Annotated in this window: 8 protein-coding genes; 1 reads left to right on the top strand and 7 read right to left on the bottom strand. The window is 39.6% G+C overall.

Annotation, left to right across the window (positions count from 1 at the left end; genetic code table 11):
* Nucleotides 1-56 precede the first annotated feature (56 nt).
* Nucleotides 57-2,705 carry an ATP-dependent chaperone ClpB gene (gene clpB / locus LVD47_RS13170; RefSeq protein ID WP_236977000.1) on the top strand — a complete coding sequence of 883 codons (2,649 nt, stop codon included), beginning with the start codon at nucleotides 57-59 and terminating at the stop codon, nucleotides 2,703-2,705.
* 61 nt (nucleotides 2,706-2,766) lie between these two features.
* Here clpB and LVD47_RS13165 read toward each other — a convergent pair whose 3' ends face one another.
* From LVD47_RS13165 to LVD47_RS13135, 7 genes are all read right to left on the bottom strand, one after another.
* The gene (locus tag LVD47_RS13165; protein ID WP_236976998.1) at nucleotides 2,767-3,438 is read right to left on the bottom strand and encodes a 3-keto-disaccharide hydrolase; all 672 of its coding nucleotides are present in this window, start codon (nucleotides 3,436-3,438) and stop codon (nucleotides 2,767-2,769) included.
* An 87-nt stretch (nucleotides 3,439-3,525) separates the two neighbouring features.
* Nucleotides 3,526-4,992 carry a Gfo/Idh/MocA family protein gene (locus tag LVD47_RS13160; protein WP_236976996.1) on the bottom strand — a complete coding sequence of 489 codons (1,467 nt, stop codon included), beginning with the start codon at nucleotides 4,990-4,992 and terminating at the stop codon, nucleotides 3,526-3,528.
* A gap of 224 nt (nucleotides 4,993-5,216) precedes the next feature.
* A complete protein-coding gene (locus LVD47_RS13155; protein WP_236976994.1) occupies nucleotides 5,217-6,068 on the bottom strand; it encodes a fumarylacetoacetate hydrolase family protein in 852 nt (283 codons plus the stop codon).
* Between the two features lie 24 nt (nucleotides 6,069-6,092).
* A complete protein-coding gene (locus LVD47_RS13150; protein ID WP_236976985.1) occupies nucleotides 6,093-7,574 on the bottom strand; it encodes a sodium:solute symporter family protein in 1,482 nt (493 codons plus the stop codon).
* Between the two features lie 80 nt (nucleotides 7,575-7,654).
* The gene (locus tag LVD47_RS13145) at nucleotides 7,655-8,596 is read right to left on the bottom strand and encodes a dihydrodipicolinate synthase family protein (protein WP_236976983.1); all 942 of its coding nucleotides are present in this window, start codon (nucleotides 8,594-8,596) and stop codon (nucleotides 7,655-7,657) included.
* A 15-nt stretch (nucleotides 8,597-8,611) separates the two neighbouring features.
* A complete protein-coding gene (locus tag LVD47_RS13140) occupies nucleotides 8,612-10,261 on the bottom strand; it encodes a UxaA family hydrolase (RefSeq protein ID WP_236976981.1) in 1,650 nt (549 codons plus the stop codon).
* Between the two features lie 39 nt (nucleotides 10,262-10,300).
* Complete coding sequence (locus LVD47_RS13135; RefSeq protein ID WP_236976979.1) at nucleotides 10,301-11,881, bottom strand: aldehyde dehydrogenase (NADP(+)); 1,581 nt, start codon at nucleotides 11,879-11,881, stop codon at nucleotides 10,301-10,303.
* Between the last annotated feature and the right edge of the window lie 138 nt (nucleotides 11,882-12,019).

The raw sequence follows: 12,019 nt of genomic DNA, 5'->3' as shown, positions 1-12,019 counted from the left end.
TAAAAAAATGTATTGGTCGCATTTTTGCTTAAATTTTATTAAAAAAACAGATAAATATGACTTACGATAATTTCACAATAAAAGCCCAGGAGTCCATTCTCCGGGGTCAACAGATCGCCGGCAATCTCGGCCAACAATCTGTCGACACGTCACACTTAGTCGCGGGTTTAATGGAAGTTGATGAAGATGTCCCTACTTTTTTATTTAAGAAAATGGGTATCAATATCAATGAATTAAAATCCAAAATCAAAGAGGACATACAATCCTTTCCCAAAGTAGACGGAACAGACAAGCAGTATTTAACAAATGATGCAAACCAGGTACTTAGCAGGGCTCGAAAGAACTTGAAAAAGTTTGGTGATGAATACATTTCGATAGAACTTATTTTACTTTCTGTAATACAGGGTACAGATAAGACGGCAAAACTCTTCAAATCGTTGGGGGCTTCAGCAGAATTAATGGAAGCCGCCATCAAAGAATTGAGAAAAGGCAGGTCGGTGGTAGACCAACATACAGATAATCAATATAATTCGCTTAAGAAGTATACTATCAATCTCAATGAGAGAGCTGAAAGCGGCAAACTGGACCCTATAATTGGAAGAGATGAAGAGATCAGGAGGATCTTGCATATTTTATCCAGAAGGAAAAAGAACAATCCCTTGTTAATAGGAGATGCAGGTGTAGGAAAAACCGCAATTGTAGAAGGTATTGCCTGGAGGATTGTGAACCAGGACGTTCCTGAAAACTTACGGACAAAAAAGATATTTGCTCTTGATATTGCTTCGCTTATAGCAGGCGCCAAATACAAGGGAGAATTTGAGGAACGCATTAAGGCTGTAATCAACGAAGTAAAAGAAAGCGACGGAGAGTTTATTTTGTTTATCGATGAGATCCACACGTTAATAGGTGCCGGTGGTGGTAATGGTGCTATGGATGCCGCCAATATTCTTAAGCCCGCCCTGGCAAGGGGGGAACTCAGGACCATTGGAGCCACTACGCTGGATGAATATCAGAAGTATTTCGAAAAGGACAAAGCACTGGTAAGACGTTTTCAACCTGTAGTAATAGATGAGCCCAGTATAGAAGATACGATTTCAATTTTACGCGGACTTCAGGAAAAATATGAAGTCTACCACAAGATAGAAATTCTAGATGAGGCTCTAATTGCTGCAGCAGAATTATCCGATCGATATATAGCAGAAAGACAACTTCCTGACAAAGCTATTGACCTGATAGATGAAGCTGCGGCCCGACTCAGATTGGAACTCGACAGCGTTCCCGAAGAAATTGATGAATGGGATCGAAAGGTGCGGCAACTGGAAATTGAAAAAGAAGCTATAAAACGGGAAGGCAGTGAAGGGAAATTAGGTGCTATAAATGAACAAATAGCTAATTCCAAGGAAAAGCTTGATGAATTGACTGCGGCATGGAAGAATGAAAAAGAAATTGTCGACACAGTTCAAAATATCCGCAAACAGATGGAGGAGGCAGAAGTTGAAGCTGCCAGGGCTGAAAGAGACAGTGATTTTGAAAAAGTTGCCCGGTTGAGATATGGAGATATTAAAAAATTAGAAGTTCAACTAAAAGTAGCAGAGGAAAAACTAGATGAAATATCCAGTGAAAAACGATTTACCAATGAGGAAGTGACTGCTAATGATATTGCTGAAATTGTGGCCAGATGGACAGGAATCCCTGTTCAGAAAATGCTGCAAAGTGAAAAAGATAAGCTACTTCACCTGGAGGACTATATCGGCAAACGGTTAATAGGTCAAAAGGAGGCAGTACATGCCGTATCTGATGCAGTAAGAAGAAGTCGGGCTGGTCTTCAAGATATGAACCGACCTATTGGATCTTTTATCTTTCTGGGTCCTACAGGGGTAGGTAAAACGGAGTTAGCTAAAACGCTTGCTGAAGTTCTATTTGATGACGAGAATGCAATTACTCGAATCGATATGAGTGAATACCAGGAAAGGCATTCAGTTTCACGATTGGTAGGTGCTCCTCCAGGCTACGTTGGGTACGACGAAGGAGGTCAATTAACCGAAGCAGTCAGAAGAAAACCATACTCTATCATCTTGCTCGACGAAATAGAAAAAGCACACCCCGACACCTTTAATATTTTGCTTCAGGTACTAGATGATGGTCGATTAACCGATAATAAAGGCCGGGAAGCGAACTTCAAAAATACCATCATTATAATGACTTCAAATCTTGGTGCGGAAGCCATCCTTGAAAACTTTGAAGACTTGAGAGCGGTTGGAGACCAACATAGAAATGAAATCCTGGAAACGACTAAGCTCGAGGTTTTTGAAATGCTAAAGGATAACATGCGACCCGAATTTCTCAACAGGATAGATGAACAAATCATGTTTTTGCCTTTGACTAAAGATGAGATTAGAGAAATTGCAGAATTACATATTAAAAAAGTACGTAGTAGTCTCAATAAGCAAGGACTGTTCCTGGAAATTACAGAAGCAGCAATGGAATTAATTGGAGATATGGGATATGATCCGCAGTTCGGTGCTCGACCACTAAAAAGGGTAATACAAAAAGAATTGACAAATGAACTTTCAAAATATGTATTACAAGGTGGGTACGAAGTCGGGGACAAAATCTATGTTGATGCTGACACAGGAGGATTAAAATTTAGTTTCAACAATACAGATTTCACCTATTCCGCTACGAAATTAGCAGATCAGGAATAAAATATATAGATAGTAGGTAGTGAACCCCGGCGGATAGAATCTATTCACCGGGGTTTTTTATCTATGGTAAAGGCTTTACTTCTACATCTTTAAAATAGACAATGCTATTAGGATCATGAGCCTGAAAAGCAAAAGTACCACTTGTCAGGATTCTATGTTGCCTTTCCCCCGGTTCTCTATCCGGATTTTCAGGCTCTGTATAATCAACTACCACCGTATCATTTATCTTAATAATAATTCGCTTGCCTTCTACTTTAATATACTCTGTATACCATTCATTATCACCTACATATTGCTCTCGTACTTCCTGCACATCATACAAACTTCCTGTTCTTTTCCAATCAGAATGTGTATTATTTACCTGGATTTCATATCCGTGAATCGGCCAACTACTTTCCTGATACTTGGTATGGATATAAATACCCGAATTTGAATTGGGCTTGGTCATCACTTTAGTACGAAATTCAAAATTGGTAAAATCGTGATCTTCAACTGGTCCCACATAGTACAAATGAGCCTTTGGTCCGTTGACTTTTATACATCCGTTCTCAATGGAGAAACTAGAGGCATTAGCCCCTACTTTCCAACCGTCAAATGATTTTCCGTCAAATAACTGTATCCATCCCTTTTCGGAGCTCACATTCTGAGGTTCAGGTAAATCATTGTGCGCTGTAGTATTTCCCGTTGAAAAAACCAGGCTTACTACTAGTATAATCAAGTAATTAAAAATCATAGTTAATTCCTTTTCCTAATTAAATTAGTGTCGAAGTTACATGAAATAGCTGAGTAATAAAAAGACTTAAATTCTCTCTCGATTATTCTACGAACCTAAAGACCAACCTTTGCGATAGTCCCTGCGGACAAATTGGTTGGCTTCATCGTAATTAGTGACACGCATATTTTGGTGATCCCACAATAATTTAGTGTTTGCACCCGGATAATGGTTGCCTCTCCCCGAAGGACGGGGTTTGGGGATATCTGCTACTCTTATGGCCAAATTAGCCATCAATACTGCCTCCGTCAAAGGACCTGATTTATCAAAAGAAGCACTTAATTCCATATTACCATATCCCGCAATACATCCTTCAACCCATTGGGCATAATGGCCACCTGCTCCACCGGGTACTCTTGGTAATGTTTGTTTTACTTCCACTTCCTCATTTCTTGATAATGGAAGGAGCCTTGGGTTGGCAGCATACTCACTTGCCATCATTTTGCCTTTTGTCCCTACGAAAAGGATTCCACTATTACCGTCACCAAACATCTCATCGGCCCCTAATTCCTCCGGCCGCTCCGGCTTTATGCCTCCGTCCATCCAGTGGAATTGTACAGGACCTTTAGTTTTATTGGTTTTGGGAAATGTGAGGGTAGCATAGCTAGAAGGAGGACAACTATCGGGGAAAAAACCTCTTTCTCCAAATTCGACAAATACACTTCCGACACTAGCTTGAACATCTTCTGCATATTTCAGATTCAATACGCGGAATGGAGCTTCCATAAGATGGCAACCGAGATCCCCAAGGGCTCCGGTCCCATAATCCCACCATCCACGCCAGCTGCCAGGAATCAGGTTATCTACATATTCTTTATATTTTGCCGTACCTAACCACAAATCCCAATCAAGTCCTTCAGGTACTGGTGGATTCTTTTCCGGCCAGGGAATCCCTTGCGGCCATACGGGTCTGTTGGTCCAGCACTTTACCGTATGTACGTCACCAATCACTCCGGCATCGTACCATTCAACCAACTGTCGAACACCATCACCGGAAGCACCCTGATTCCCCATTTGCGTAACTACCTTATACTTTTTGGCTGCTTCTGTAAGAGCCCTGGCTTCATAAATATCATGGGTCATTGGCTTTTGCACATATACATGTTTGCCTAGCTGCATAGCGTTCATTGCAATAACAGCATGATTGTGATCAGGCGTAGAAACTGAAACTGCATCAATATGCTTTGATTCCTTGTCCAACATTTCACGCCAGTCTTTATAATATTTTGCCTGGGGAAATCGCTCTCTGGATTCTACTGATTGCCTATCGTCCACATCACATAAATACGCGATTTCCGCCTTCCCGCTTTCATGGAAATATCGCAAATCTGATCGACCTTTTCCACCGACACCTACTCCTGCGATGATTAGTGTATCGCTAGGTGCCCTATAACCTTTCCCTCCCAATACATGACGGGGAACAATCATCATACCTGCAGCTGATACACCTGCGGCCTTTAAAAATTCTCTTCTCGGCTTTTTACTATTGTTTTGATTAATTTCTACTTTTCCCATTCTTAATTGTTTATATATCCTTTTCGGCTGAGCATTTTACCAATCCTATTTTTCTCTATATTAAAAAAATATTATGAAAAAATATTATATTAACAAAAATTAGCTTCAGCATATAATTAACTACAAAATACGATATCAGTCCAAATTTATAAAAAGCCTATTTACAGAGATATGCCTAAAATACCTTAAACTAATACTATTCTTACAATATGGAACTGGAAATATTAGTCTCCGAGCATACCCACTGTATTCTCCAATTTACCGATATGTTCAATCTCTATAACTACTATATCCCCCGGTTGCAAGGTAAAATCATCGTCCGGAACAATCCCTGTTCCCGTCATTAAGTAACAACCATGGGGAAAAGAACATCCTGCTACTAAATAATCTTTCAATTCTTCTTCGGTCCTTTTCATTTGGTCAATGCTAATTTCATCTTCAAATTCAACATGACCATTCCGGGAAATAGTCAATTTAATTTTTGCATTTGAAAGGAAAATTGATTGACCCGGCACATAGAGGCAAGGACCTATTGCAGCACTTTTATCGTACATTTTGGCTTGAGGCAGATATAACGGATTCTCTCCTTCAATACTACGTGAGCTCATATCATTTCCAATCGTATACCCTTCGATAGTTCCTGCAGAGGATACAAATAAGGTTAATTCAGGCTCGGGAACATCCCAGGTTGAATCCGGTCTTATATTTACTATTCCAAAAGGTCCCGAAGCCCTTTCCGGAGTAGACTTAAAAAACAATTCCGGGCGGTCTGCATCGTATACTTTATCATAAAAATCCCCCCCTTCAGCAGATTGGCTTTCTTTCATCCGTGCATCTTTACTGCGGAGATACGTAACACCGGCTGCCCATATTTCCTGTCTTCCGACAGGAGATAGTACGGTCGTTTTATTCCAATCCGGCTCAATACCCGGTTCTTTTGCTCGAAGATCGCGACTGATAATCGCATACAAGTTTTCTCTATTAATGAAAGAATCCCAATCTTCATTTTCGAAATAATAAAATTGTTGGTTGTCCTCTACTACTACCCCACTCTCTTTTGTTTTATATATTTTCATTTTGGTACAATTTGTTTATGGTTATTATTGAAGATGGGCTTTTGAATTTTTCCCAATAATTGATGAGATTACAAATCCCACTAAAAAGATCACAGCAGTAGCAATTACAATAGTAAGGTAACTATGTAAAGCGGCGTCATCTGAAGTTCCCATTATGTATGGTATAACGCTCAACCAAATAATTATAGCTATTCCAGCAAGGACGCCTATCAAAGCTCCTTTTCGCTCTGCCCTTTGGGTAAATGCTCCCAATAAAAACAGTCCTAGCATGCCGCCACTAAATACCGATGCTAATTTCCACCAGACATCAAGAGCGCTCTTTACATTGATCATTGCCAATCCCACCAGGACACCAAGAATACCAATTATACCTGAGGCTAAATAGAGAACTCTCATAGAGCGGTCCGCTCCATTCCTCTTATTGAAAAAACGTAAATAATAATCCGTATAAATTACCGTAGCCCCACTATTGAAACTCGTAGATACCGTACTCATTCCTGCTGCAAAAATGGAAGCCACTAACAATCCGGTAATTCCGACCGGTAATTCATTGACTATGAAATAGGGAAATACTTTATCTGCTTCATCTAAACTTTGTAAATCAGGGGCTAATTCACCCCCGGACTGATAGTAAACAAACAAAAGTGTCCCCAGAAACATAAACAGTAACGATACGGGAATGTACAACAATCCTCCCCACAGGGCAGATTTACCGGCTTCTTCGTCCGAAGAAGAGGCTATATAGCGTTGAACATAATTTTGGTCAATGCCGTAGTTTTGTAAATTTATAAATATCCCGTACACTAAAACCACCCAAAATGTAGATTCATCTAGTTGTAGTCCAAAACTTCCTAAACTAAATTTTCCTTCCCTCGTCCCAACATCCATAACGGTTTCCATTCCTCCGGGAATTAAATAGAGTAGATACACTGTACATACCACAGCTCCACCTATCAATACAATGCCTTGAATAGCATCCGTCCAGATAACTGCCTGAATCCCTCCCATAATAGAATAAATCAAAACGGTTATACCGGTAATAAGAATTACTACGGGAATACTCCAGCCCGTAATGGCGTTGATAGTAATTGCTAGTAAATACAATATAGTACCCACCCGCATCACTTGTGTCAATAAATAACAGGCAGAAACATATACTCTAGCCCAAACACCAAATCTTTCCTCCAAAAAAGTGTATGCCGACGGACTATTGACTTTTCTGTATAGCGGCACAAAGTATTTCACTGCGATAAAGGCAGCAATGGGTAGCGATAAACTAAATACAAATGCGTTCCAATTGGTCTGATAAGCGTTTCCAGGCAAAGCCAGGTAACTAATGCTACTAACAAATGTCGCAAAAATAGACATAGTTACTGCCCAGGCGGGGAATTTGTGACGGCCTACAGTGTAGGCCTCTGAAGATTTATTTTGCTTGAAAAATGATGCACCAAAGAGAGTAATACCTCCCAAATACACAAAAAACACCAAAAGGTCCAGCCAATTCATATATTCCAATATTATATCTTACAATCTTATCAAGCATGCTAATATTAGCTGCTTTTTTACCTACTTGTACCTATCCTAAGTTATTCACTTATTGCGAATTCACTTATTCCCACGTTTCGAGATAAGGCTAAAAAATTATCATATAAATTTTCTATTTGCTTCTTATCTTCATCTTCCAGTTTTTCTATTGATTTTCGGGTATCTTCAGATATTGGCAAGCCCCTAAGGGATAGAAAATACTTAGCTGATACCGGATACTTATGATGTACAATCCCATCATTTTTCACCAAAAAGTCTTTTACCCGAATTACTTCCTCATTTAAAATTTCACCACGACCATTATTCCAAAGATAGGTATACAATTCAGGATAAAAATTTGCACCAATAGGTGAAATACCAGCTCCATAATGACGGATAGAATGCAGACAATCAGGCGTGTGTGCATTGAAAATCTTTAAGTTGGATCCATTCGCAGCATTTATTTTACTAACGACCACATCTGCATTACATGAGGTATCCTTCATATAAACAAACCGTCCTGTAGAAGCCAATTTACCGATTGCTTCTGATGACAAGAGCCGCTTATAAGGAACCGGGCATTCATAAAGTCCCAGAGGTATTCCTGTTGTATGATCTACAATCTCCATTATTCTCTCAAGCAAAACTTCGTCACTATCTTCTTCTTTGGCCAATATACTTGTAATTAATACCACACCATCCACTCCGATATCGGACAATTCTTTAATAAAGTCAACGTTTTCTTCCGTATTGTCGTAAAAAGTACCTGTTGACAGAACAGGAATAGAAGAATGTTTAACAACGAATTCTGTTAATTCGATTCTTTCCTTCCTATTTAATTCATACATTTCACTGGATAAGCAATTAGCAAAAAAACCATGTACCCCGGAAGCCTCATACCATTTTATAAGCTTTTTTAATGCATCGTAATCCACATCTCCATTTTGTTTAATAGGAGTAATCATTACAGGCCAAATGCCATCGGGAATTATATTCGAGTTCATGTTATTTAATATCTTTTATAAAGAAACCCCTCTTTTCCAGGGAATAAAATCATTTTGTTCGAGCGAAACTGCTTTTGGTAAATATTCACCAGAAGCTGCAGCAATAACCATTTCTAATAAATCATCAGCCAGTTCATCAATGCCTTTTGTTCCTTCAATTACTTCACCGGTATTAAAGTCAATGATATCATTTAATTTATTATAAATGTGCGTGTTACTTGAAATTTTAATTACAGGTGTTATCGGGTTCCCAGTAGGAGTACCCAATCCTGTGGTAAATAAAATTAAAGTCGCTCCTGATCCCGCCATAGCCGTTGTAGATTCAACATCGTTACCAGGAGTGCATAACAGGGTAAGTCCTTTTTCTTTTACCATTTCCGGATAATCCAGAACATCTTTTATAGGTGACTGCCCCCCTTTAAGTGCAGCTCCTGCTGATTTAATAGCGTCTGTAATTAATCCATCTTTTATATTTCCGGCAGAGGGATTGGAATCAAACCCTGAGCCTACAGCTATTGCATTCTTTTCATAGGAATGGATTAATTCTATAAACCTCCGGGCTACTTTTTCATTTACACACCGTTTAATTAAGTTTTGCTCTACACCTGATAGTTCCGGAAATTCTGATAAAATCACCCCTCCTCCTAATGCCACCATACGATCAGAAACTCCTCCCACGACGGGATTGGCAGATATACCGCTAAATCCGTCAGAGCCTCCACATTCCATACCGAGTACCAATTCACTTAATGGTGCAGGTTGACGTGTAATCTGATTAGCTTCCGCCATTCCATTAAAGGTAGTCTCGATAGCCTCCAGCAACATTTTCTCTGATGATTGAAACTTTTGCTGTTCAAAAAAATAAAAAGGTTTTTCGCCTCCATTCATTCTCTTTTGAACTTGCTCCGTTATCATTTCTTTTTGCACATTCTGACACCCGAGGCTTAGAATTGTAGCACCTGCTACATTCGGATGTGCAATATATCCTGCCAGGAGCCCGGTTAAAGTAGCAGCATCATCACGGGTACCCCCGCACCCCATTTGATGTTTTAAAAATTGTATCCCGGAAACATTCTCAAAATAATTATGATATCTTGGTAAAGTGGCTGATAGGTCGTCATTATTAAATCCGCCATTTTCGCCGCCGCCGTTATGCGTATCGCACAAATGCAATAAATAATTGGCAAATAAATTATCCTTACCAGAACCAAAAACCTCCCTAAAAGCTTTTTCCAAAACGGATACATTCCGGTTTTCACAAAAAACCAAAGGTATTACCAACCAATAATTTGCGGTACCCACCTTTCCATTTTGCCTGTGATACCCCATAAAAGTTCGATCTTTCCACTTTGACACATCGGGTTTTTGCCAGTCGTATGTCGTTTCAAAATCCTCTACTCCATAAGGCACAACCGCATGTCGTACATTTTCAGTACTAATTAAATCGCCTTTATTTATATCTCGCAATGCCTCCCCAACCTTAATTCCATACATAAAGACTTCATCACTCTTCTTCAAATCTTTAATGGCTACCTTATGTTTAGCGGGAATATTAAAATTCAACTTTACTGTAGTACCGTTAATACGCAGTGCTTCTCCCTGATATAAGTCTTTTAAAGCCACCCAGACGTTATCAGATTCGTGTATCTGCAAAACACTTTTCATAGGTTTCATTTGTCTCGGCTGTATGCCGTTTTATTTTAGTTATTCTTGATTTTTTGTCCATTCTCCATTGAGCAACCTCCATATATTTAATGGATTATCGTACTTCAACTCCTCAGGTAATAATTCCTGAGGATAAGCCTGGTACGATACGCCTCTGGTAAATCTATAAATTGCCTTCCCCCCTACTGAGGTAGACGAGGAGTTTGTTGTAGCCGGAAATGGTCCTCCATGAATCATAGCATTATTTACGGCGACTCCTGTTGGGAATCCATTAAAAATGACCCTACCCGCAATTTGAGCTAATCGCTCCGCCAGATCGCTATACTTCTCAATATCTGCATCATCTCCATGAATAGTAGCCGTTAACTGTCCGCTAAACAATTCTATCAAATCGCCTAATTCACTTTCGTCAATTACAATATTTAATGAGGACGGACCAAACACTTCTTCTAATATTTCAGGTCTCTTCCGGATTGTTGTCAAGTTAGTTTTATACAAAGCTGGACGAACTATTGTGCCATTTTCCTCACTGGAATGTACGATAGTTTCTACTCCGGGAATAGAAGATAGAGCTTTAGTACCTGAACAATAAGCAGAAGCAATTCCCTTTGTTAACATAGTACCCTCAGCTGCTCCTTCAATTTCAGATTTCAATAATCCCAAAAATCGATCAGAAGTTTCTGATCTAAAAGTAACAAACACGCCAGGATTTGTACAAAATTGACCTACGCCCAAATTAATAGACCCTGCCAATCCTTTTGCCAGCTCATCCGCATGGTTTTCCATTTTTCCAGGCAATAAAAATACTGGGTTAACACTTCCCATTTCAGCAAATACAGGTATAGGAACCGGTCTATTATTCGCCAGATCAAAAAGTGCCTTTCCACCTTTATATGATCCGGTAAATCCAACTGCAGAGATATTTTCATTAGTTACCAGGAGTCCCCCAACCGTATGAGAAGTTCCATACACAATAGAGAAGACGCCCTCAGGTAATGATTCTTTCTCAGCTGCTTTTAAAATAGCGTTTCCCACTATTGATGATGTTTGGGGATGTGCAGGATGAGCTTTGTACACAACAGGGCAACCTGCAGCCAGTGCAGATGCAGTATCTCCTCCTGCTGTTGAAAAAGCTAATGGAAAATTACTGGCCCCAAAGACAACAACGGGTCCCAATGGTACCTGGATTTGTCTGATATCTCCCTGACTTCCCTGATCTTCTGTTGTAGCACAATCGATCGTAGCATTCACCCAGGATCCTTCCCGTAAAATCTTTGCAAAAAAACGCAATTGGCCCGTAGTTCTTCCGCATTCACCATTCAATCTACCCTCACCGAGAGCTGTTTCTGAATCTGCTACTTTCACCAATTCTTCTTTTACTTTTTCAATTTCATCAGCTATTCTATCCAAAAAAGCTGCTTTGCTCTTTCCTGACCACTTCCTATATTCCAGAAAGGCCCTCCCGGCTATCTCACAAGCCTTTTCAACCTCCGCTTCCGTTGCTTCCATAAATTCCGGACCAGATGCCTGGTTTTTTGCCGGATCATGACTTCGAAAAGAATTTGTCCCCTCACTGGATAATTTGTAACCTATTCTCTGATCAGTAATAATATTTGACATTTCTAGTTTTTCAATTTAAAAAATTATCTAACGTAAATTTGACAATATATACGTTTCGCAGCTTTGTAATATTTTTCTTTTATTGGTATTATTTTGGCTTTGGCAAAAACCTAAAAAAAACAAGCAAACACAAACACA

This window comes from Membranihabitans maritimus (assembly GCF_021729145.1).
Classification (GTDB): Bacteria; Bacteroidota; Bacteroidia; order Chitinophagales; family Saprospiraceae; genus Membranihabitans; species Membranihabitans maritimus.
Note: the sequence above shows the minus strand (reverse complement) of the source record. Positions and strands in the feature narration are given on the sequence as shown.